This is a genomic window from Neobacillus sp. NPDC093127 (assembly GCF_044754175.1).
Classification (GTDB): domain Bacteria; phylum Bacillota; class Bacilli; order Bacillales; family Cytobacillaceae; genus Neobacillus.
The window spans coordinates 44,419-67,142 of record NZ_JBIVOP010000006.1 but is presented as its reverse complement, the minus strand read 5'-3'; the positions used below and the strand labels follow the sequence as shown (position 1 = coordinate 67,142).

The 22,724-nt window shown below is 39.4% G+C and carries 27 protein-coding genes; 19 read left to right on the top strand and 8 right to left on the bottom strand.

Translation table 11 applies throughout. The features are described 5' to 3' along the window. Positions 1-161: 161 nt before the first annotated feature. Positions 162-557 carry a transcriptional regulator SpxA gene (spxA, locus tag ACIQCO_RS10280; protein ID WP_400428163.1) on the top strand — a complete coding sequence of 132 codons (396 nt, stop codon included), beginning with the start codon at positions 162-164 and terminating at the stop codon, positions 555-557. Positions 558-814: 257 nt separating this feature from the next. Beyond that, positions 815-1,486: an adaptor protein MecA gene (gene mecA / locus ACIQCO_RS10275; protein WP_400428160.1), complete on the top strand. Its 672-nt coding sequence runs from the start codon at positions 815-817 to the stop codon at positions 1,484-1,486. Here mecA and ACIQCO_RS10270 read toward each other — a convergent pair. Then, positions 1,479-1,676: a hypothetical protein gene (locus ACIQCO_RS10270; protein ID WP_400428529.1), complete on the bottom strand. Its 198-nt coding sequence runs from the start codon at positions 1,674-1,676 to the stop codon at positions 1,479-1,481. The two genes, mecA and ACIQCO_RS10270, sit on opposite strands and share 8 nt — an antisense overlap. On the opposite strand from ACIQCO_RS10270, the gene cls reads away from it, so the two are divergent. The 3 genes from cls (at position 1,603) to pepF (ending at position 6,298) form a co-directional block, all read left to right on the top strand. Further along, positions 1,603-3,063, top strand: a complete 1,461-nt coding sequence (gene cls, locus ACIQCO_RS10265; protein WP_400428520.1) for a cardiolipin synthase — start codon at positions 1,603-1,605, stop codon at positions 3,061-3,063. The genes ACIQCO_RS10270 and cls overlap by 74 nt on opposite strands. A 99-nt stretch (positions 3,064-3,162) precedes the next feature. After that, a complete protein-coding gene (locus ACIQCO_RS10260) occupies positions 3,163-4,359 on the top strand; it encodes a competence protein CoiA (protein ID WP_400428157.1) in 1,197 nt (398 codons plus the stop codon). Between the two features lie 118 nt (positions 4,360-4,477). Then, positions 4,478-6,298, top strand: coding sequence for an oligoendopeptidase F (pepF, locus tag ACIQCO_RS10255; RefSeq protein ID WP_400428154.1), 1,821 nt, complete (start codon positions 4,478-4,480; stop codon positions 6,296-6,298). Between the two features lie 41 nt (positions 6,299-6,339). On the opposite strand, the gene ACIQCO_RS10250 is transcribed toward pepF, so the two are convergent. The 4 genes from ACIQCO_RS10250 to ACIQCO_RS10235 form a co-directional block, all read right to left on the bottom strand. Beyond that, positions 6,340-6,513 carry a hypothetical protein gene (locus ACIQCO_RS10250; protein ID WP_400428150.1) on the bottom strand — a complete coding sequence of 58 codons (174 nt, stop codon included), beginning with the start codon at positions 6,511-6,513 and terminating at the stop codon, positions 6,340-6,342. Between the two features lie 336 nt (positions 6,514-6,849). Continuing rightward, on the bottom strand, positions 6,850-7,734 hold the full coding sequence (locus tag ACIQCO_RS10245) for a ClpXP adapter SpxH family protein (RefSeq protein WP_400428518.1): 885 nt from the start codon (positions 7,732-7,734) through the stop codon (positions 6,850-6,852). Then, positions 7,706-8,116 (bottom strand): globin domain-containing protein, encoded by a 411-nt coding sequence (locus ACIQCO_RS10240; protein ID WP_400428147.1) that lies wholly within the window; start codon positions 8,114-8,116, stop codon positions 7,706-7,708. Before ACIQCO_RS10240 ends, ACIQCO_RS10245 begins: the two co-directional genes overlap by 29 nt. 186 nt (positions 8,117-8,302) lie before the next feature. Beyond that, entirely contained in the window at positions 8,303-8,899 is a 597-nt protein-coding gene (locus ACIQCO_RS10235; protein WP_400428144.1) for a CYTH domain-containing protein, read from the bottom strand. A 119-nt stretch (positions 8,900-9,018) separates the two neighbouring features. On the opposite strand from ACIQCO_RS10235, the gene ACIQCO_RS10230 reads away from it, so the two are divergent. Genes ACIQCO_RS10230 through ACIQCO_RS10215 form a run of 4 tightly spaced genes read left to right on the top strand, consistent with a single transcriptional unit; the run spans position 9,019 to position 11,803 of the window. Next, a complete protein-coding gene (locus ACIQCO_RS10230; RefSeq protein ID WP_400428141.1) occupies positions 9,019-9,378 on the top strand; it encodes a UPF0738 family protein in 360 nt (119 codons plus the stop codon). 19 nt (positions 9,379-9,397) lie between these two features. Beyond that, positions 9,398-10,036: a GTP diphosphokinase gene (yjbM, locus tag ACIQCO_RS10225; RefSeq protein WP_066084488.1), complete on the top strand. Its 639-nt coding sequence runs from the start codon at positions 9,398-9,400 to the stop codon at positions 10,034-10,036. Positions 10,037-10,085: 49 nt separating this feature from the next. After that, positions 10,086-10,880 (top strand): NAD kinase, encoded by a 795-nt coding sequence (locus tag ACIQCO_RS10220; protein ID WP_066084493.1) that lies wholly within the window; start codon positions 10,086-10,088, stop codon positions 10,878-10,880. A 14-nt stretch (positions 10,881-10,894) separates the two neighbouring features. Then, positions 10,895-11,803 (top strand): RluA family pseudouridine synthase, encoded by a 909-nt coding sequence (locus ACIQCO_RS10215; protein ID WP_400428136.1) that lies wholly within the window; start codon positions 10,895-10,897, stop codon positions 11,801-11,803. 21 nt (positions 11,804-11,824) lie between these two features. On the opposite strand, the gene prpE is transcribed toward ACIQCO_RS10215, so the two are convergent. Further along, positions 11,825-12,565, bottom strand: a complete 741-nt coding sequence (prpE, locus tag ACIQCO_RS10210) for a bis(5'-nucleosyl)-tetraphosphatase PrpE (protein ID WP_400428133.1) — start codon at positions 12,563-12,565, stop codon at positions 11,825-11,827. An 86-nt stretch (positions 12,566-12,651) separates the two neighbouring features. Here prpE and ACIQCO_RS10205 point away from each other — a divergent pair, with 86 nt between their 5' ends. The 3 genes from ACIQCO_RS10205 to ACIQCO_RS10195 all read left to right on the top strand — a co-directional run bounded on the left by ACIQCO_RS10205 (position 12,652) and on the right by ACIQCO_RS10195 (position 15,990). Beyond that, on the top strand, positions 12,652-14,508 hold the full coding sequence (locus tag ACIQCO_RS10205; protein ID WP_400428131.1) for a monovalent cation:proton antiporter family protein: 1,857 nt from the start codon (positions 12,652-12,654) through the stop codon (positions 14,506-14,508). A gap of 103 nt (positions 14,509-14,611) precedes the next feature. Further along, positions 14,612-15,382 (top strand): enoyl-ACP reductase FabI, encoded by a 771-nt coding sequence (gene fabI, locus ACIQCO_RS10200; RefSeq protein ID WP_400428128.1) that lies wholly within the window; start codon positions 14,612-14,614, stop codon positions 15,380-15,382. Positions 15,383-15,504: 122 nt separating this feature from the next. Continuing rightward, entirely contained in the window at positions 15,505-15,990 is a 486-nt protein-coding gene (locus ACIQCO_RS10195) for a CotO family spore coat protein (protein WP_400428125.1), read from the top strand. 41 nt (positions 15,991-16,031) lie between these two features. Here ACIQCO_RS10195 and ACIQCO_RS10190 read toward each other — a convergent pair whose 3' ends face one another. Further along, on the bottom strand, positions 16,032-16,541 hold the full coding sequence (locus ACIQCO_RS10190) for a CotY/CotZ family spore coat protein (RefSeq protein WP_400428122.1): 510 nt from the start codon (positions 16,539-16,541) through the stop codon (positions 16,032-16,034). 143 nt (positions 16,542-16,684) lie between these two features. Between ACIQCO_RS10190 and ACIQCO_RS10185 the strand changes: the two genes are divergently transcribed. From ACIQCO_RS10185 to spoVIF, 7 genes are all read left to right on the top strand, one after another. After that, positions 16,685-17,041, top strand: coding sequence for a DUF1360 domain-containing protein (locus tag ACIQCO_RS10185; RefSeq protein ID WP_400428119.1), 357 nt, complete (start codon positions 16,685-16,687; stop codon positions 17,039-17,041). Positions 17,042-17,348: 307 nt separating this feature from the next. Beyond that, positions 17,349-17,816 (top strand): YhcN/YlaJ family sporulation lipoprotein, encoded by a 468-nt coding sequence (locus ACIQCO_RS10180; RefSeq protein ID WP_400428116.1) that lies wholly within the window; start codon positions 17,349-17,351, stop codon positions 17,814-17,816. A 16-nt stretch (positions 17,817-17,832) separates the two neighbouring features. Beyond that, positions 17,833-18,315, top strand: coding sequence for a stage V sporulation protein AC (gene spoVAC, locus ACIQCO_RS10175; protein WP_400428113.1), 483 nt, complete (start codon positions 17,833-17,835; stop codon positions 18,313-18,315). Then, entirely contained in the window at positions 18,316-19,341 is a 1,026-nt protein-coding gene (spoVAD, locus tag ACIQCO_RS10170; RefSeq protein ID WP_400428110.1) for a stage V sporulation protein AD, read from the top strand. It abuts the gene before it with no gap. A 4-nt stretch (positions 19,342-19,345) separates the two neighbouring features. Then, positions 19,346-19,702 (top strand): stage V sporulation protein AE, encoded by a 357-nt coding sequence (gene spoVAE, locus ACIQCO_RS10165; RefSeq protein WP_400428107.1) that lies wholly within the window; start codon positions 19,346-19,348, stop codon positions 19,700-19,702. A gap of 107 nt (positions 19,703-19,809) precedes the next feature. Beyond that, positions 19,810-19,935, top strand: a complete 126-nt coding sequence (locus ACIQCO_RS10160; protein ID WP_400428104.1) for a YjcZ family sporulation protein — start codon at positions 19,810-19,812, stop codon at positions 19,933-19,935. A gap of 133 nt (positions 19,936-20,068) precedes the next feature. Continuing rightward, on the top strand, positions 20,069-20,323 hold the full coding sequence (gene spoVIF, locus ACIQCO_RS10155) for a sporulation-specific transcription regulator SpoVIF (RefSeq protein WP_066096256.1): 255 nt from the start codon (positions 20,069-20,071) through the stop codon (positions 20,321-20,323). Between the two features lie 24 nt (positions 20,324-20,347). Here the strand turns inward: spoVIF and ACIQCO_RS10150 are convergent, their stop codons facing one another. Continuing rightward, positions 20,348-22,648: a UvrD-helicase domain-containing protein gene (locus ACIQCO_RS10150; protein ID WP_400428101.1), complete on the bottom strand. Its 2,301-nt coding sequence runs from the start codon at positions 22,646-22,648 to the stop codon at positions 20,348-20,350. Between the last annotated feature and the right edge of the window lie 76 nt (positions 22,649-22,724).

Genomic DNA, 22,724 nt, shown 5'->3' with positions numbered 1-22,724 from the left:
CTTTATTAGGAACAGTGGTGTATAATTAATGATATAAATTACTTATTTATAATCATTTTAATTACGGATTCGTAATATTTACACATTAAAGAGTTTTAATTTCACTATAGAGGGTATTATTTAAAAATGAATCGTAAATAAAAGAGGAGTGTGAAATAAAGATGGTTACACTATACACTTCACCAAGTTGTACATCATGCAGAAAAGCGAAATCATGGTTGGAAGAGCATGAAATCCCATACACCGAAAGAAATATTTTCTCTGAACCATTATCAATGGAAGAGATTAAAGAAATTCTTCGCATGACCGAGGATGGCACGGATGAAATAATTTCTACGAGATCGAAAACATTTCAAAAATTAGATGTGAATTTAGATGCTATGCCGCTTCAGGCATTATTTGGATTGATTAAAGAGAACCCTGGCCTGCTGCGCCGACCAATTATTATCGATGAGAAACGTTTGCAGGTTGGTTATAATGAAGATGAGATCAGAAGGTTCTTGCCAAGACGAGTTAGAACGTTCCAATTGCGTGAAGCACAACGGATGGTAAACTAATAAAAAGGCCTTCTTACCCGAAGGCCTTTTTTTTATATGGCGGACCCCAATATTTGAGGTTTTGAATACATTTTGCTACAATAAATGAAATAACAAATAGGCGTTATAATGGATTTTTTGATTTTCAGTTTTTTTATTTCCCTTATTAGTACTTTTGTCATAAAATGAAAGTACAGGTGTATTTACTCTTTTTGATGGCATGATCTGCTGGGGGTATTTAGTCCCTTCAATATGGAAAATGGAAGGGAGAGGTTATGATGGAGATCGAACGCATTAATGAAAATACAGTAAAATTCTATATTTCTTATGGTGATATAGAAGAAAGAGGATTTGATCGCGAAGAAATTTGGTACAATCGCGAACGAAGTGAAGAACTTTTCTGGGAAATGATGGATGAAGTTCACGGTGATGAAGAATTCGTCGTTGAAGGCCCTCTTTGGATTCAAGTCCAAGCTCTTGATAAAGGGTTAGAGGTCTTGGTGACGAAAGCCCAGCTTTCAAAGGATGGACAAAAGTTTGAGCTCCCTATTCCAAATGATAAAATAAAAGACATACCTGTTGATGAAAAAATAGAAGAGCTCTTGGATCAGCATTTTAATCCAAATCATTCTGATGAAGATGATATTTTGCTTGAGGAAGAAACATTAGAATTTGTTCTTGCCTTTAAGGATTTTGAAGATGTCATCAGCTTATCACATCGCACAGGTTTAGATGATTTAGTGACAATGCTCTATCACTTTGAAGGAAAGTACTATTTATATACTGAATTTCCCGAGGATTTATTTGAGGAAGACGAAATTGATGATATCTTAAGTGTCTTACTTGAATACGGCTATGAAACACAGCTGACGATTCATCGGATCCAAGAATATGGAAAAGAAATAATTTCTCAAAATGTTTTTGCGGAGTTACGAAAACATTTTAGTTGATAACAGTACCGATTTCAAATTGAAATCGGTATTTTTTGCAAATGACGTTCTGGCAGGTGAGTTTTCTGAAAAACACAGTAAGGGTTGTCATATTTTTAGCGGTATTATCCGTACTATTGTTTTTCTTTAAGGATCGATTGGAAAGTGGAATATTTGGATTCTTAAGTGTATTAATTTCGTTGTCAGTCATTTTTATTGGATTTGTCATTTTCCTTGAAAACCGCCATCCAACCCAAACCATTACTTGGTTAGTGGTGTTAGGGAGTTTTCCGCTTGTTGGTTTTATTTTTTATCTTCTATTTGGACGAAATTATCGGAAAGAGAAGATGTTTAGAAAGAAATATTTTCTTGATAAACAGGCATTTCTAACGGTTGAAGGCGAAGACGATCCAAGGAATGAGGAAAAGCTTAGCTTAATGGGGGAACACCAGGGGAAATTATTTAACCTGGCGCAAAAACTAGGCAACAGTCCAATTTCTTTTGATACAGCTACCAAGGTATTATCTAATGGAGATGAAACATTTCAGCATATTATTGAACAATTAAAAAGGGCCAGGCACCATATTCACCTTGAATATTATATTGTCCGGCATGATCATATTGGCCGAGAAATCAAAGATATTCTCATTGAAAAAGCAAATCAGGGGGTTAAAGTCCGCTTTTTATTTGATGCCGTCGGTTCATGGCAGCTTTCAAAGGCATATATTCGTGAATTGAAAAATGCTGGAATAGAAACAGTTCCATTCGGCCCTGTAAAATTGCCTTTTTTAAATAATAAATTTAATTTCCGGAATCATCGTAAGATCATTGTTATTGATGGAACGATTGGTTTTGTGGGCGGTTTAAACATTGGTGATGAATATTTAGGAAGAGACAAGGCGATAGGCTTTTGGCGTGATACCCATTTAATGCTTAAAGGGGAAGCAGTTCGGACACTGCAGCTTATTTTTTTGCAAGATTGGTATTATATGACAAATCATAGTTTTTTAACAGCGGAATATTTATCACCGCAAATTGATCATGAAAGTCACGGTGGTGTGCAGCTGATTGCCGGTGGACCTGATACTGAATGGAGTGTCATTAAAAACATTTTTTTCTCGATGATTGGTTCTGCGAAAAAATCTGTATGGATTGCATCTCCTTATTTTATACCCGATGAAGATATTTTTTCGGCGATTAAAGTGGCAGCCTTAAGCGGCATTGATGTCAGGCTGCTCGTACCGAACCGTCCTGATAAACGAATTGTTTTTCATGCATCGAGATCGTATTTTCCTGAACTTTTAGAAGCTGGCGTTAAGGTGTATGAATATGAGCGAGGCTTTATGCATAGCAAGATTGTCATTGTTGATGAAGAACTTGCCTCGATTGGAACTTCGAATATGGATATGAGGAGCTTTCATTTAAATTTCGAAGTAAATGCGTTCTTGTTCCGGACGAAAAGCACAGAGAAGCTCGTAGCCGAATATTTAAATGACCTTAAATTTACCAAACAACTGGAAGCTTCCACTTTTCAAAAAAGGCATTTGGGACTTAGACTCCTTGAATCAACAGCGCGGTTACTTTCGCCGCTTTTATAAAAAGAGGAAATTCGTCGAATGGGCGAGTTTTCTTTTTTTTTATAAAGGATTACAAAGAAATTTGTCGAATGATTAAACATGAAAGGTGGAGAGAATGAAATGCTAAGCGCACAAACCAAATCTGGAAAAAGGATCTGCCTTGGGTATGATTACAAAAAGGAAACTCTTTTGTATCTGAGAAACAAAGAAGAATTTATTTGCCCGATTTGTGGTGAAGATGTATTGCTTAAATTGGGCGACCAGCGGATTTTTCACTTTGCCCATAAGCAGGGAGGTACTTGCCGCGATTTTTATGAAAATGAAACGCCGTATCACATGGAAGGGAAAAAACAACTGTATCAATGGCTGATCAGGCAAAAAATCCCATCAGTTCTAGAGTATTATGATAAGGAAATTGGGCAGCGTCCCGACATCATGTTCGAGCATAAGGGGAAGAAATATGCCTTAGAGTATCAATGCTCCACGTTACCGGAAAAAGTATTTATTAAAAGGACGCAAAGGTATCTTGAGAAAGAGTATATTCCGTTATGGATTATCTCAAGCAGCCATATTCATGCGAAAAAGAGAAATATCACTGCATTGTCTAACTTTCATTATTACTTTTTGCGAAGTACTTCTACCGGTTATCTTTATATTCCTTCATACTGCCCCGAAAAACATCTATTTCAATTGGTAGAACCGATTACTTCCTACTCAATAAAAAACGTATTCGCACACTTTTCCTTATATCTTCCAAATAATTTGAAGCTGGATGGTTTATTGGAGCCAAGTAGAAAACATCAGCTTAATCTATCAAGCTGGAAAAGTGAAATAGAAAAATTTAATTTGCATTTGACCTTGCATCCAGGGAAAGCACTACAACCGTTTCTTCACGAAATATATAACAAAAATCTTAACCTGTTTCTATTGCCGCCTGAAATTGGTCTTCCCGTTCCTCACTCGATATCCATCCATACTGCTCCGATGATTTGGCAAACGTATGTATTTCTTGATGTTTTAGCCAGCAAAAATCCCAACGATTTGATCACACTTCAGGAAATTAAGACTCACTTTAAAAAAAGACTGAATAGGAACGATATTATCCTGCGAAACTTACCCCAGCTAGAAGCAATCAATCCCCTATGCGCCGTAATTGAATATTTGCAACACCTAGTACGATTGGGTATTTTAAGCCGGAAAGGGGAAAATCTCTTTCAATTGAAGAAGAAAATTATCATTCCAAGGTCCAATCGAGAGAAGGAAGAGGCGAAAATCCTTTTTTACCAAAAAAACAACCGAATCCTCTCAGAAATATAAATGAAAACTGGGCATAATATTGCAGAACGGCACACATTTTAAAAGGAAATTAGAACATTTAGGAGAATATACTTATATAGGGGAATACCCGCAATTCGATTTGAATGGAGGATGGATGATGACAAATGAAACAGCAGTAAAGTCATTGCCAGCAAGAAGTGAGATTTCTGTGGATGACACGTGGAAATTAGAAGATATCTTTGCCAATGATGAGGAATGGGAAAAAGAGTTCCAAGAGGTAAAAAAGCAAATTCCCGGTATTAAGGAGTTTGAAGGGAAGTTAGCAGAAAGTGCAGAGACACTTTATAACGCTCTTCAGTTCCAGGACCAACTGTTGGAGCGAATTGGAAAGCTTTATACATATTCGCATATGCGCTATGATCAGGATACAACGAACTCTTTTTATCAAGGTTTAGATGACCGGATGAAGAATTTGTATTCGCAGGCAGCCAGTCAATTGGCCTTTATCGTTCCGGAAATCCTTTCGATTGATGAAATCTTGGTCACGAGCTTTTTAAATGAAAAGCAAGAATTAAAGCTATACGAGCACGCCATCGAAGAAATTAATCTGCAAAGGCCGCATGTGCTGACAGCTGAACAGGAAGCTTTATTAGCAGAAGCAAGCGAAGTAATGGATGCTTCTAGCAATACATTTGGAATGCTAAATAATGCAGATTTGGAGTTCCCCGCCATCAAAGATGAAAACGGGGAAGAGGTTGAAATTACTCATGGCCGCTATAGTCGTTTCTTGGAAAGCGGAGACCAGCGGGTAAGAAGGGATGCCTTTAAAGCAGTCTATAAAACATATGGCGCTTTTAAGAATACATTCTCAAGCACATTAAGCGGCAACGTGAAAAAGGATAATTTTATTGCAAGAGTAAGAAAGTATGACTCAGCAAGGCATGCAGCCCTTTCAGCCAACAATATTCCCGAGAGTGTGTACGATAACCTTGTTAATACGGTTACGGAAAATCTTCCTTTATTACATCGCTACGTGAAGCTCCGGAAAAAGGTGCTGGGTCTTGATGAACTTCATATGTATGATTTGTACACACCACTAGTAAAAGACGTGAAAATGGAAATTAAATATGAGGAAGCAAAGGATTTAGTCATCAAAGGACTGGCCCCGTTGGGTGAAGAATATGCGAATATCCTAAAAGAGGGCTTTGATAATCGCTGGGTCGATGTTCATGAGAATAAAGGAAAGCGAAGCGGCGCTTACTCTTCTGGAGCGTATGGAACACATCCGTATATTCTAATGAACTGGCAGGATAATGTGAATAATTTATTTACCTTGGCCCACGAATTCGGCCACTCCGTGCATAGCTACTATACACGGAAAACACAGCCATATCCGTATGGAAACTACTCGATTTTTGTTGCTGAAGTTGCCTCCACCTGCAATGAAGCATTGCTAAATGATTATTTATTAAAAACGATTGATGATGAACAGAAACGTATCTACCTCCTTAATCACTATTTAGAAGGGTTTAGAGGAACTGTGTTCAGGCAGACGATGTTTGCAGAGTTTGAGCATGTAATTCATCAAAAGGCACAAAATAATGAGGCGTTAACTGCTGATGCTTTAACAGAGGCCTATTATGAATTGAATAAGAAGTATTTTGGTGAAGAGGATATTGTGATTGATGAGGAAATCGGCTTAGAGTGGGCGAGAATTCCGCATTTTTATTACAATTATTATGTGTACCAGTACGCTACCGGCTTCAGTGCTGCAACTGCTTTAAGCAAGCAGATTTTAGAAGAAGGTGAGCCAGCGGTAAAACGTTATATTGAAGAGTTCTTAAGTGCAGGAAGCTCTGACTATCCAATTGAAGTGCTAAAGAAAGCAGGCGTCGACATGACGAGTGCAGACCCTGTAAAGGATGCTTGTAAGGTATTTGAAGAAAAACTTAATGAATTAGAACAATTATTATCATAAGTGCAGCAAAAAGGATGGTTTCTTTCATGAAGCCATCCTTTTTAAAAGCCTTTAAATCGTTTTCGATTATTTAGATAAAAGATGAAGATTAATAAAGAAATAAACAGAATTGGTGTACTTAGTAATAATGGGAATATCTTCATTAATGCAAGGATATGAAGAAAAAAAGCAATCAGAATGAAGAGAATCATGCAGATAAGAGGTAATTTGCCCATAGTAATATCCCACCTTTTCAGGGTTATTTACTACTATATTTATTGTCCCATTCATGAAATTATGACTTTATGACAATTATGTGAAAATAAGCACAAACTTATTGCCAGTGGCTTTAAAGGCATGCTATATTATATATGTGAAGTTGATCACAACAAACATATACCCCTTTGTTTGACCGTGAAAAATTTCTCCCATCCCCTTTGTTCGTATAAATAGAAAAATGCCTTGCACCCCTAAAAGCTGCAAGGCATTTTCGTTTTTCCAGAATAAAGGTCGGGAGTTCGCATAGCAAAAAAATAGACAAATGGCCGGATTGTTTTAGTCCAGACATTTGCCTATTCATCGATATACCTCCAAAATGTTCCGTACTTCGCAGGTATCTGTTCCACAACCTGTTTTAAAAGCAGTTTTTTCATTTCACGTTCAATTTGCGCAATGGGCATATTATAAACAACGGCAATTTCCTTTGAGGCGACAAATTTAAAAAACTTCATAAATGCCTCTAATGGAGGCGGCGGCGATTTCACCGGTTTCTCTGGAAGCATTTCCTCTAAAATTTGTACATAGACTTCATAGGGATAGGACCCTGTAATTTTGATACCTTCATCCTCGGCATTTTCATTAAAAAATACTAGTGTAGGAATTTCGATAACTTCCATTTCAGCCGTTATTTTCAAATCACATTGGAAGGCCTTTGCAGCACTCTCAGAATGAATATCAATCATAAATTCTTCAATATCCAATCCGGAACGGCCGGCACAATCCTTTAGCACTTCTAGATTAGAAATGTTTTGCTTTTCTAAAAACAACATCTCTTGAATTCTCCGAAGGAAACGCAGTCCTGCCCGTCTCCCTTGTAATTCAGCTGCTTTAAGCGCAATTGAAACGGTGGATGGGGTATCCACCGGATTCTCCAACCAAAGACTCCCATCACATGACATTCCTGATTTGCTAGCTGTTTTCTCCCAGGCTTGAGCGATATTCTCATAGTTTTTCTTTTTACTCAAATTTAAATTGGCCAGCCGTCCGCTTAAAACATTTTTAATGGAAAAATACTGTCCATATTCAATTTTTAGTTTTTTTAGAATCGGTTCAAGTGCCCAACATTCAGGACATAAAGGATCAATAAACATGTAAATTTCAATGGGTTTTTTATCAATGCCGCTGCACTTAGAGCCACGTAATTTAAAATTATTCACGATTTTCACCTGACAACCCATTTCCATCTGGGGTATTAATCATATGTTGCGCCGTAAGGTACAGTCGTGAGAAAAATTCCTCTCGCATCGGGCCTTCCAGTTCAACCTTGTCCATTGCTTGTTTCATGCAAGATAACCAGGCGTTTGAACGTGTTGGTGTAACAGGGAAGGGCAAATGGCGTGCACGCATCATTGGGTGACCATGCTCTTCTGTATAAATGGGCGGCCCTCCTAAATATTGTGTCAAAAATTGCTTTTGTTTTCGGGCAATTTCTGTGAATTGATTTGGAAATATTGGAGCAAGATCAGGATGTTGTGCAACAAGGCCATAAAAGGTGTCCACAAGCCGGTTTAATTTATCTTCACCAATGGCCTCGAATGGTGTAAGCTTTTTCTCAATCATGTTGACAACTCCTTAAATGTCTTTCGTTGTTCTTATTTTAACAATGACCCTTTCATATCTCAAATTAATTGCCTTGAGTAAGCGGTGTAATCATTTGAGTACAGTATTAATGTATACGAAGGTGTCGATTTTTAGTAAAAATAAGAATAATTTGGTAAATTAGGGAAATTGGTGTTAAGGAAATTTTCAAAGATCCATTCGGTTCTGCTGTTTAAATTTTTGACGATAAAAGCGGCGGATTTTGTTGTCTGTTTTCCGCTCTGGAATCTGAAATTGATTAAGTAGTTCCAGGAATACACGTTTTCCTTCCTGATAGTTTTCCACCTCATATTCTAATTCAAAATCTTCCATATTCAGATAAAAACTATGATCAAGAACTAGTAATCCATTCTTGTGTGCCATTTCCACCCTGTTTGTTGATAGAGAGCCGAAATACTCGATAGTTAAAAAATCGACATTTTCTTTTTTTAATAGGTTTTGGATTATACCACCAGGGAGCTTCCCAGAATGGATTGCTTGTACTGCCTCTTCATAGCTTAACGTCTGATTCGTTTCGAGAATTCCAACCGCTGCCGGCTGCTTTAGAGTCATCTCATATGACCGCTGTTTTTTGCGGATTCTAAGTGCAGATCCTAGTTCTTTTAAGGTGAAATCAGGTGTATCAAAGTAGTGGTTTTCTTGACTGAAAATTTCCCTTTTATCTATATTGAATTCGAAAAGAAACCTTTCATATTCCTCTTTTGTAAGCATATTCTTGAATTCAATCTCAATACTTTGCGACATTGTCCGCCTTCCTTTCAGAAAATGATTGTTTTATTATCACATCTTCAACTCATACTTCAATCCTTGGGAGAAATGGGTGAAATATGCTAAAATAAAAAGGTGAAGATGGAGGTATGAAAATGAAGAAAAGAATAACAATTCTAAAGGCAAGCTTAACAGAAAATAGACTATTATTAGAAACAAATGAACCTATAAGCAGATTAGTTCCAGCAGAACAAATTCTTGTCGACACTAAACACTACTCATTTATTTACTTAATGGAGGATAAAGAAGATTATACATATATCGAGTTACCTGAACAAATCTGGCCTTTTCTAAAGTCCGCTCATGCGCAAAAGTTTCCTGTTTGGATTAGCTTTAAGGAGCAAAAATTGGAACTTTTAAATTTCCATGAGGAATTAGAATATGTCATTAGCAATATTGGCGGCAATAGTAACTATGGGAATGAAATGGTCACAAAAGTAGAGGGTATTTTTTAGAGATAAAGAGGTGGAATCAATGAAGCATTGGGACTTATTCTTAGCACCTTATAAACAGGCTGTGGCAGAGCTGAAAATAAAATTAAAAGGTATGAGGGGGCAATTTGATCTTGATTCAACCCATTCTCCTATAGAGTTTGTTACCGGCCGAGTAAAACCTATTGCCAGCATTCTCGACAAGGCCAATCAAAAAGGAATTCCACTCGAGAATTTGGAAGAGGAAATGCAGGATATTGCGGGAATGCGGATTATGTGTCAATTTGTCGACGATATACATACCGTTGTTGAGTTATTAAGAAATCGTAATGACTTTGAAATTGTTGAGGATAGAGATTATATTTCTCATAAAAAGACAAGCGGATATCGGTCATACCATATAGTCATTTGTTACCCGGTTCAAACAATCCATGGGGAAAAGAAGATTCTTGCCGAGATTCAAATCAGGACGTTGTCGATGAACTTTTGGGCGACGATTGAGCATTCGCTAAACTATAAGTACAAAGGAATCTTTCCAAATGATATAAAAATGAGGCTGCAAAGGGCCGCTGAAGCTTCCTTTCGGCTTGACGAGGAAATGTCATTAATTCGCGGTGAAATCCAGGAAGCACAGGCTTTTTTTACAAGGAAAAAGGAGTTTAAGCAGGAAGAGAAGAACTAATGACCGGACGCCCTTTAATAAGTATTAAAGTACAAGGAGTATAAAACTTATGAAATTTGCAATTACATCAAAAGGAGATCAAAAATCAAATATTTTGATGCACAAAATGAGGACCTATTTATTGGATTTTGATCTTAAATACGATGAGGACCAGCCGGATATCGTTGTATCCATTGGCGGTGATGGGACACTTCTATACGCCTTTCACCGCTACAGCAGCCGTTTAAGTAAGACCGCCTTCGTTGGAATTCACACTGGGCATCTTGGTTTTTATGCTGATTGGACCCCTGATGAAATTGAGAAGCTTGTAATTGCGATTGCCAAAACTCCGTTTCAGGTAGTGGAATACCCGCTGCTTGAGGTGATCATCCGTTACTCGCATGCCGGAAAGGAATCGAGATATTTAGCCTTAAACGAATCCACGGTAAAAAGTGTTGAGGGAACGCTCGTCATGGATGTAGAAATCCGCGGTCAGCATTTCGAACGATTTCGTGGCGATGGTCTTTGTGTTTCTACTCCTTCAGGAAGTACAGCTTATAACAAAGCACTTGGCGGCGCGATTATCCATCCATCCATTTCTGCGATTCAAGTCGCGGAAATGGCATCAATCAATAACAAAGTTTTTCGAACAGTGGGTTCGCCGCTCATCCTTCCGGCACATCATACGTGTATGTTAAAACCTGTGAACCGGACCGATTTTCAGATTACAGTTGATCACCTGACACTGCTGCACAAGGATGTAAAATCGATTCAATTCAGAGTACCGGAAGAAAAAATTCGTTTTGCCCGGTTCCGGCCGTTTCCTTTTTGGAAAAGAGTCCATGATTCGTTTATTTCGGATTGAGAGAGGGGACCTTTATGACGGCTTCTCGTTTTCAAATAAATTGGGTTATTTCACAGGATGATGCCGGAAAACTGATAAAGGAATTTTTAAAAAATGAAGAAATCTCGCGAACGGCCTTAACTGATATTAAGTTTAAGGGCGGCAGTATCCAAGTAAATGGTGAAGAGGTAAATGTTCGTTATAAGTTGGCAGCCGGCGATGTATTGAGAGTTGTTTTTCCTGATGAGATTCCAAGCGAGGGGGTTAGCGGAGAAGATATTCCGTTAAAGGTTCTGTTTGAGGACGAATACCTGCTCGTTGTCAACAAGCCTGCTGGTATGAATACGATACCCTCACGCGAACATCCCACCGGCAGTCTAGCTAATGCGCTTGTCGGCTATTATCAGCGTATCGGCCTTCAGGCTGCGCCGCATATCGTTACCCGGCTTGACAGGGATACTTCAGGTATTTTGTTGATTGCTAAGCATCGTCATGTCCACCATTTGTTTAGTATGATGCAGCGTGAGGGGCAGGTTAAGCGTACCTATGAGGCTTTAGCCGGAGGAGTGATTTCGCAGGACTTCGGTACTGTTCGTGAGCCGATTGGACGTAAACAGGAAAGCATAATTGAGAGGGAAGTTCGGGATGATGGTCAGTATGCCTGCACCCATTTTCAGGTGATTGAAAGGCATCGTCTATTTACTTATACTGAGCTTCAGCTCGAAACGGGGCGAACCCATCAAATAAGGGTACATATGTCTTTCCTAGGGCACCCGCTGCTTGGTGATGATTTGTATGGCGGTGATGTATCGTTAATTGATAGACAGGCTCTCCATTGTAAAAAAATTCAATTTACACACCCGTTTTCGGGAGAGGAAATGATCTTAAGGGCAACACTCCCTACGGATATGCGTGAAATATTAGAGGCTGATCCACTTTTATAGGGAGCAGCCTCTTTCTTTTTTTCAGTTAAATTGTGTAAATTTTTCTTCGATAAATGGCATAGTAGAAACAACGGAAACCAGGTCCATCTCCGGGTATCTTAATGCGGTCAGCTTGCCGCCGAAAACAGCACCGGTATCTATGTTATAGGTATTGTTGATGATCCGTGGCTCTTTCACGGGAGTATGTCCATAAACAATACAGGCAGATCCGTGATACTCCTTGGCCCAATCTCGTCTGACCGGCGAACCGTCTGGATGCTTTTCACCCGTAATATCACCGTAAAGAACAAACTTCTTGACCTTACCATCGGTTTGCCCGATAAATTCCTGTTTAATTCCTGCGTGGGCAATAACAAGCTTTTGTTTGTCTAATACTAAATAAAGAGGTGCTTTTTCATAAAGCTCGATAAATTTTTTACGAATGGATTGCTGCTCTTTTTTATATAATGATTCATATTCTGCAACCGTTGTTTCAAGCCCATGAGCAATTTGTACCTTGTTGCCCAGGAAGAAACGGTATAACTTATTACAGTGATTACCTGGCGTGTAGAAAGCAGTTTTATCATGGAAAACTAGCTGCCAAACCAACTCAATGACCTTAATCGATTCAGGCCCGCGGTCAGTTAAATCGCCAACAAAACACAGCATTCTGCCACCTGGATGGATTGGAACACCATGAGTCCAACTATAGCCCAGTTCTAACGTGAGCTCCTTTAATTCGCTGAAACATCCGTGGACATCGCCGATAATATCAATCTTCATAGGATGAAGTCCCCCTTTTCTTTTATTTTTAGTGAAATAGTCGGATTTTATAAAAAGAATCCCTAGTTTTGAGAGGTGGAACAATAATGGAACAGCATTTATCAGTTATCTCTTTACTAATTGTTGTCACAATGGCATTTTTAACGCCGATTATCCTTCATCGGTTAAAATTAAATTTTATACCGGTTGTCGTTGCCGAAATTATTATCGGACTTATTATTGGAAAAAGCGGCTTTAATGTTGTTCATCAAGACATGTGGCTCTCAACACTCTCGACCCTTGGCTTTATCTTCCTTATGTTCTTAAGCGGTCTTGAGATTGATTTCACTGCCTTTACTGGCAGAAAAAAGCGACAGCAACTTCTAAATGGGAAAATGGAGCCAAATTCATTTGCCGTTGCAACAATCATCTTTGCCGGAATTTTTGTTGTTTCATTAGGATTATCCTACCTGTTTGTCATCGCTGGATTTATTGATAATGCCTTCTTAATGACACTGATTATCTCGACTATTTCACTCGGGGTAGTAGTGCCCACCCTGAAAGAAGCGCAGCTAATGAAAACAGTTATTGGACAAATCATTTTACTAGTTGCGGTCATCGCTGACTTAGTGACGATGATCTTACTTGCAGTCTTTGTCTCGCTAAATGAACCGAAGCATGGGAATACATGGCTGCTATTAATTTTGTTTGCTGCCGGTATTGTGCTTTATTTTGTCGGAAAAAGATTTAAAAATAGGACTTTTATTGAGACGTTGTCAACGGGTACAGTACAAATCGGAACTCGAGCAGTGTTTACACTGATCATTGTCCTCGTTGGATTGTCAGAAACCCTCGGTGCGGAAAATATTCTCGGTGCCTTTCTGGCCGGTGTGCTCGTATCGTTATTATCGCCTAATCAGGAGCTAGTCCATAAGCTTGACTCCTTCGGCTATGGGTTTTTAATTCCAATATTTTTTGTGATGGTGGGTGTGAATCTCGATGTCTGGTCACTTTTTAATGAAAAAAAGCTACTGTTACTAATCCCGCTCTTACTAATCGGGCTCCTCTTATCAAAGCTTGTGCCTGTGTATCTCTTAAAAATTTGGTACGATAAAAAAACAGTTTTTGCATCGGGATTCCTGTTAACTTCAACGCTTTCACTTGTGATTGCCGCTGCAACAATTGGTGAGAGAATCGGGGTTATATCAGAACAGATGAAGGGGACATTAATATTGGTTGCCGTAATCACTTCTATTTTTACACCGATTTTATTTAAAAAGTTGATTCCGAAAGAAGTGGCTGTGAATAAAAAGCTGCCAGTGGCTTTCCTAGGAGCCAATCAAGTTACCCTTTCATTGTCCCGGGAATTAAAATCGGGTTTATATGATCCGGTGCTTTATCATCTGCAAATGGATAAATCAGAGAAGCAGATTGCAGACTCGCTTTTTGAAATCGTTGAAATTCCTGATTATACAATTGATACGATTGCTCAAACCAAGGTTTTTCAATCAGAAATTGTGGTCATTTCAACAGGAAATGAGGAGCAGAATGCGGCACTGGCGATTAGAGCAAAAGAGAACGGGGTTCCAAGGGTAATTGCCCGAATAGAAAGTCCAGATATCGAGCAAAGCTTACGAGACCATCAAATCGAAGTGTTTTCTTCCTTTATGTCAACAAAGATGCTGCTCCGTGCATTAATTGAATCGCCTGCCGTCATAAACATCCTTTCGAATCAAGAGACAGGGCTTTATGAAATTGTCATGATGAACAGTCAATTTGATGGTATGACGTTACGTAAATTTCCCTTTACTGGCGATATTATTTTTGTCCGGATATTTAGAGACAAGGATTCAATCGTCCCACATGGAGATACGGAGCTTCAGCTGCATGACCGCCTGATTGTAACGGGTACAAAGGAGTATGTGGATGAACTTAAACGAGAGCTGGAATTCTGTGAAGGCTGATAAATGATTAATTAAATGTGCCACTCTTTTCATTTTTTTAAAAGTAGTGTAAAATTAGTACCAAGTACTAATAACTTGTATTTGTTGTGGGAGGAATTTTTCAATGAGTCTATCATTAGCTGGAAAAACATATGTTGTAATGGGTGTTGCCAATAAACGCAGTATTGCATGGGGGATTGCTCGGTCACTGCATAATGCGGGCGCAAGATTAATTTTTACGTATGCTGGGGAAAGAATAGAGAACAGTGTTCGTGATTTAGCCAATTCTTTAGAAGCGGAAGGAACGCTTGTCCTTCCATGTGATGTAACAAGTGATGAAGCAATTGCAACTTGTTTTGCAGAAATAAAAGCGGCAGTTGGAACGATTCATGGGCTAGCGCATTGCATAGCATTTGCAAAAACAGAGGAATTAAAAGGAGAATTTGTCAACACATCCAGGGACGGTTTCCTTCTTGCCCAAAATATCAGCTCTTTTTCTCTAACGGCTGTTGCAAAAGAAGCGCGCAGCTTGATGATTGAAGGTGGCAGTATTGTGACATTAACCTATTTAGGCGGCGAGCGTGCCATTCCAAACTATAATGTCATGGGTGTAGCGAAAGCATCTCTAGATGCAAGCGTCCGTTATTTAGCAGCTGATCTCGGAAAAGACGGTATTCGGGTTAACTCGATTTCCGCTGGCCCAATCCGTACCTTATCAGCTAAAGCCATTGGTGAGTTTAATTCTATCTTAAACGAGATTGAAGAAAGAGCACCTTTGCGTAGAACTACCACTCCGGAAGAAGTCGGGGATACCGCTCTATTCCTATTCAGTGAACTTTCCCGAGGAATTACTGGCGAAAACATTCATGTTGATTCAGGATATCATATTTTGTAATTTCTTAGAGCCCGCAGCCATGCGGGTTTTTTCTATGCAGAAATTGAGAATTTACTGTTAACGGAGATAGGCATTTCGCATACATATAAAGTGTAGGATTACGTAATTAGGAGGTGCTTTGCATGTCTAATAAAAAGATTCAACGCCCGCTGATATATATTGATCAGTCAATTTCTAGTACCCCTTCAAACAGCAACATGCAGGAAGTATATACAAATAAGCGGGAACAAAAGCAAGGAGATGACATCAGAAGAAAAATTTCTCTTGCTAAAAAGGAGTTCATCGAACCGATACCAATCGAAGCCAATACTTCAGAGGATTCGCAGCCTGCATCATCTTCCCAGCATCAAGAAAAACACAAAACTTCATTTACACGGGTAAAACCGTTCAAAGATATGGACCTAACTGAGCGCTTAGACTATTTAATCAACTTTCCAAGAGTCCTTCCTCCAGTCCCGTGTGTCTTTTATACCGCTGAAAAAAATTATCAGGGTTACTTAAAAGAGTACAATGGCCGGCAAGTAACTATCCAATTCCATGATCAAACGTCAAAAACCTTCCCTCTTGATGAATTAACAAATGTCATCATGATAGGGATAAAAAAGTAAATAAAAAAAGCCAGCCGATTTATACCGACTGGCTCATTTTTTTAATTGCACAATCCCAAGTTAACATCGGCAATACATTGAACGGCACAGAAGCACTTTAAGTCAACTGTAATGCAGTCGTTGCTTGCGCGGAATCGCTCAACCTGGCACACTTTTGAAAGGTCAATACAACATTTGTCTCCACTGGAAACAAGGTTTACTGGAACAAAGTGCCCGCCTTCCCGGCGTCCTGGCACTAACACACGAAGCGTAGCACAACAGTTGTCAAATACATCTTCTACGCGGAAGTAGATGGATACACAAGCATTGTGTTCGTTGCTGAAAAACGCATGAAATGGAGAACCGTCTTCCGTACTTAAAACAAACACACGAGTATCAACAGGCTCTCTTCTAGCCGGTGATACCAATGTTCCTAGCGGCTCTGTAAAACAACTGGAACATTCTGTACATTCTTCTTCAACAGCGTTGTCTTGAATATCTTTAATGGCACGAACTACTTCGCAGACGCAATTACCACTGCGAAAATCGTCATTATTATTTCCACAACCCATTTATTTTTCCTCCTTAATCCGTGATATATATCTTACATTACTAACATATTTCACAGAGCCCTTTTGGGTTACGGACAATTGCCTTATTTGGCAAAATTAGGCGGGTAAAAATCCAAAAATTAATAAGAGGAGATTAATAGGTGATGAAAATAACCTTTTTAAACTTGTTTATTTTATCGCTGGCGAGCTTCAGACTGACAAGGTTATTTGTTTATGACAAAATAACCGAATTTATCCGTGCCCCTTTTTTCGATGAGCTAAAGGAGGAAAATGAAGATGGTGAAATGGAAGTTTATTACCTCCCGAAGAAATCAGGGGTAAGAAGATTTTTTGGTGAACTTTTAAGCTGCTATTGGTGTACAGGTATTTGGACTGCCGCTATAATTGTAGGGCTGTTTTATCTGTTCCCTGGCTTTTCAACACCGGTTATCCTCATATTAGCGGTTGCAGGAATAGGCGCAATGCTTGAATTAATCGTGCAGCATTTTCTGGGAATTTAATGGATTCGCTGAGACAAGACTTGCTTCTGGCTCATATTCTAACTAGTAGGAATAATTTAATACTGAAGGAGAGAATAGGGTGAATAAGAAAAAGAAGAGCAAGGAAACAACGCAAACTTATCAAATAACAAAATCGGTAAAGAAAAAAGGCTGCGGCTGCGGCAAAAAAAAGACATCAAGGTAACAGATGAAACTGCTGGTTAACTGGCAGTTTTTTTATTATTAATCCTGTCATAATTTTTGTCAATATCGAAAAAACTACATGGTAATGGTAACTACAAAAAATGAAACAAGGAAAGGGAATCGAATGATTAAAAGTTATCGATGGATATTATTCACTTGTTTGTTTTTATTGGCCGCCTGTAATCAAAATCAACCGGCCAAGGATAGTCGATTAGCCCTGTTTAAAACGACAAATCCTCCCCCTGTTGTGACAGATAAAAGCAAAAGTCGTGATCGTGTTAAAGAAATTAAAAAGGATGTAAGCTCTTTTCCGCAAATTTATGATGTTGCTGTCGTGAAGGGGAAAAAAGATACTCTCGTTGCCTATAAGGTCAAGCATTTGCACCGCTTTAGCATGAAGAAAATTGAAAAGAACGTAAACAAAATGCTTGAAGAAAAATATCCGAAGGAAAAATTTACCGTTTCGAGTGATTATAAAATTTTCCTGGAAACAGTTAGGCTGGATGAGCGAATGAAAACCGCTAATTTTCCTCATCAGAAAGCTGAAAACCGCTTTAAGGAAATTGTCAAAATGACGGAAGATATGAAGTAAGAAAGGGCGATTGAGGATGGAGAGTAAGCAACAGAAGCAAAACAAGACGCTCCAGCAGCGGAACTATCAACAACTGCAGCAAAAACATGAAATAAAAAGACCAGTACTGAAGAATTGTATCAAGGCATTTTTTGTTGGAGGCTTCATTTGTCTTATTGGCCAAGCCGTCAGTTATTTCTACATATATTTTTTTAATTTTACAGAACAAAGTGTCGGAAATCCGACAGTGGCGACAATGGTCTTCTTCTCCATGCTATTAACCGGATTCGGAGTCTACGATCGGATTGGACAATTTGCAGGAGCAGGAAGTGCTGTGCCTGTCACCGGTTTTGGTAACGCTGTAATCTCCGCTGCAATCGAACACAGGACCGAAGGGTTTGTTCTAGGTGTTGGCGGAAATATGTTCAAGCTTGCTGGGGCGGTAATTCTTTTCGGTGTGTTCTCAGCATTTGTAGTCGCGCTGGTTAAAACGCTACTCGTGATTTGGGGGGTTTTGTAATTGTTAAAAGGGCATCAATCATGGGTATTCGCCAACCGGCCGATGATTTCAGCAACGGGGGTAACGGGCGGGCCATTTGAAGCAAATGGAAAATTGGCAAATGATTTTGATCTGTTATATGAAGATTTATGGATGGGCAAGGAGTCTTACGAGAAGGCCCATCGTTTTTTGCTCGAAGAGGCGATTAAAATGGCCTTGAAAAAAGGATCCGTCCAAAAAGAACAGGTACAATTTTTATTTGCCGGAGATCTAATTAATCAGATTACGCCTACAAGTTTTGCTGCTAGAACCATGCAAGTTCCTTATTTCGGGCTGTTCGGGGCCTGCTCTACTTCTATGGAAGGCTTAGCACTCTCTTCTTTTGTTGTTAATTACCAAGGAGCGAAATACGTGCTTACAGGTGCCTCAAGCCATAATGCAGCGGTAGAAAAGCAGTTTCGCTACCCAACAGAATATGGCGGTCAAAAACCGCCAACAGCACAATGGACCATTACAGGTGCGGGGGTTGCCCTTGTGCAGCCTAATGAGCCTGGGGAGATGCACCCTGTAACAACCTCAGCAACGATTGGAAAAGTCATTGATATGGGGTTAACAGATCCCTTTAATATGGGTGGAGCCATGGCACCGGCAGCAGCGGATACTATTATGGCCCATTTTCGTGACCTGCAACTAGACTCATCACACTATGATTTAATTGTTACGGGTGATTTGGGAAGAGTCGGTCACGATACGGCCTTCGAATTGCTCAATAAAAGTGGTCTTAAATTGGAACGAAAACAGTTTCAGGATTGTGGTTTATTAATGTATAAGGATAATCAGCCAGTTCAATCCGGGGGAAGCGGTGCGGGGTGCTCAGCGACTGTCCTTTATGGACATCTACTGAACCAACTGAAGAAGGGGACATATCAACGGATGCTGGTAGTTGCGACCGGGGCATTGTTATCGCCGCTCAGTTTTCAGCAAAGCGAATCAATTCCATGTATTGCACATGCTGTTGCCATTGAGATGAATGGAGAAAAGGGGTGAACCAATGCTAGCGATGTTTTTCTGGGCCTTTGTGATTGGCGGTTTGTTTTGTGTCATCGGACAATTATTATTTGATGTGGCCAAACTGACACCAGGGCACACCTTAAGTTTGCTCGTCGTAGCAGGTGCGGTGCTAGATGGGTTTGGATTGTATGAGCCACTGGTTGATTTTGCTGGTGCGGGAGCGACAATACCGATTACCAGTTTTGGCAATTCCTTAGTTCATGGAGCCCTACAGGATGCCAAGGCACATGGAATCATTGGTGTGCTAACGGGTATGTTTCAAGTAACAAGTTCTGGAATCTCAGCCGCGATTGTTTTCGGGTTTATTGGCGCCCTTATTTTTAAACCTAAAGGGTAAAATGCACATTTTTCACGCCGGCTTTTGAATAGGAGGTCATGCCTACACACAATAATAAGTAATTTCATATGTTATTAATGAGATTACTTAAGTGAGGTGACTATTCTATGTGCTTTGGTGGATATGGCGGCTACGGCTACGGCGGTGGATATGGCTACGGCGGAGGTTCAACATTTGTATTAATCGTCGTATTGTTCATCCTTCTAATCATTGTTGGTGCAAGCTTCTTTTAATAAATAATAAGCTTGTTTCAGCTGGAAGGGGGTGGCTCAAAAAAGTGGCCAGCCCCTTTCTTGTTCCTGCAATCACCTTTTTATCCTTCCTTCATACAATAAAGTAGTTTATGAAGGAGTGTGATTTTTGAAAATGGATAATGGATTCTTTAAAAACATAGAAAAGAAAACTGGCGTTAATATGAAAGATATCTTTGATTTAGCAAATTCGTTGCAAAATGCTAATTTTAAAGATGAAAAAACGGTCCGTAATGTGATTAGAAGAGTTTCCCAAATTGCTAATAAACCGGTAAGTAAAGAAATGGAAGAGCAAATTGTTAAATCGATCATTAATGACGGCAAGCAGCTTGACTTCAATACAATTGCCAAAATGATGAATAAAAAGTAAAAGAAGAAGACCAACTCCTTTGTATTAGGAATCGGTCTTCTTCTTTTTATTTAGCGGAGCTAAAAACCGTGACTGATTTGCTTTTTTTCCTCGCCTTTGTTGAGGTACTGAGATAAAAAGCTGGTCCCGCGCGCGTGTCATCGCAACGTAAAATAATCTCCGCTCCTCTTCAAGAGCAGTAAAATCACCGTTTCGATGCGCTTCTAAGGCAAAGTCATGTGGCAGGCTGCCATCGACAGTCCCGATTATATAAACGGTTTTATATTCAAGCCCTTTAGCCCGATGAATGGTGCTTAGGCTGATTGCATCTGTAAAATGCTTGCTTAGATTCTTTATTTCTTTGTTCATTGCTGACATATGCTCGGAATGTGCCAGCAATGACTCGATGGTTTCAAAGCTTTTTGCGGCCACTTTTAGGTCCTTAAGGTCATCCGATCCTTTTTCGAGCTTGCTTGTTTCGTTACCTCGCTTCTTGAGAAAATCTAGAAAACCAATGTCTTTTTCAATCTTCTCTATCGCTATTAGCGGAGACAAATGCTTTAATCCCCTAATAAGCGTCACAGCCTTTTTTAATTTTTTTTCTTGAAAAGCATGTGCCGTTTTTAAGTGTGATAGGGCTTCAAGAAAACTACAGTCATTCAGGATACTCTGTGCTTTTATTTCTTTCAGTACCGCTTGCTTTAAAAATAAGAATGGCAGGATATCGGATAATGCCTGCGGGTCATCTTCATTCAAGCTTACCTTTAGAAATGATAAGGCACTTCTAACAATATAACGCTGATAAAAGCTTTCAGCATCTTGATCGATTTTAAAAGGAAGATTGGAACTGGCTAAGCGCTCAAAAATGGCACGTGAGCCGGCGTTAGTCCGATAAAGAATCGCGAAGTCTGAGGGATTCTCCCCGTTAGAAATTCGTTCCTGGATATCTGTGACAATCATCGTTGCTTCTTCCTCTTCATCATAGGGGAAGAATAAGAGCGGAAGGGAGGCTGATGAAAATTGTGCCTTCATTCGCTTCATTCTTCTTACTTTATTGGCAGCAATCATTTGATTAGATGCGGCAACAATTTCATGGGAAGAACGGTAATTATGTTCAAGAATGACCAATTTGGCAGCTGGAAAGTCTTTTTCAAATTCCAGCAAATAGCTTGGGTCACTGCCCCGGAACGAATAAATCGCTTGATCATCATCGCCGACTGCACAAACATTTTTATGCTTTCCTGATAGAAGTTTGATGAGCTCATATTGTACCTTGTTTACGTCCTGAAACTCATCGATTAAAAAATATTGAAAGCGGTCCTGATATTGTGCAAGCAGGGCAGGTGAAGAGTTCAACAGCTGATAACAGCCAAGCAGCATGTCATCAAAGTCAAAAAGACCTTCTCGTTGCTTATATACCTCATATTTTTTATATAAAAATACTGCTTTTTCTTCCCACTCAGATGCGGGTCTTACTTCGTTTGGCATGAGGAGGGAATTTTTCCAAAACCCAATTTGCTGTAGCGCTAGGTCAAAGGCAAATTCCTTTTCAGATAAGTCAAGCTCTTTACCAGCTTCTTTAAGGATTTTATCCCGCTGCCATTCTTTTTTTAATAATTTGTTAGCAGACCAATTGGCTCCATCATGAAACATAAGTATCCGATAAAAAATACTGTGAAACGTACCCGTAACAAGTTGATTGATTTTTTCTCGTTTCATTTGTGGATAGGAGAGCAAACGATCCTTCATTTCAGCGGCCGCTTTTGATGTGAAGGTAACGAGCATAATCGAACGGGGATCAATCTGATTAACATTAATCATAACGGCTGTTCGTACGGTTAACACTCGTGTTTTACCGCTCCCCGCACCGGCAAGGACTAATACCGAGCCATCTGTATCCAGGACAGCAGCTGATTGGCTTCCATCCAGGACAACTCCGCTTTCTGCTAGTTCTATGAGATAGGGCGGTCGTTTTTGCTGACTTCTTTCTGTTACCTGTTCAAATGGAATCGTGTATTCAATCGTTTTTGATGGTCTGAATAGTTCTACACTTTTGGTGGTCTCAGTAATCGTTCTGCCTTTTGGCAGTTTAAATCCATTCTGCTCGTTAAACCCCGCTGACTCCTCGGGAACTATGATTACAGCAGGCACTGGGCAATGTTTTTCAGGTGCATGAGTATGAAAAAAATAAGGCCGCTCGTGAATTCCCAGAAACAATCGAACCTTTTGGGTGCACACGGGGCAGTGGAGTTCACCATTTTTTCCAGCAAGAAAGATTTTTTGATATTGTTCTCTTGCCAAGTTGTCAAGAACAATATTTTGCTGATGGTAGATAGCTGTTTTCATATATTTAAACCTCTATTTCACTAAATAAGACATGTTCAATCATAACAAAACCAGCCGGTATCTGAAAGTGTTTTTA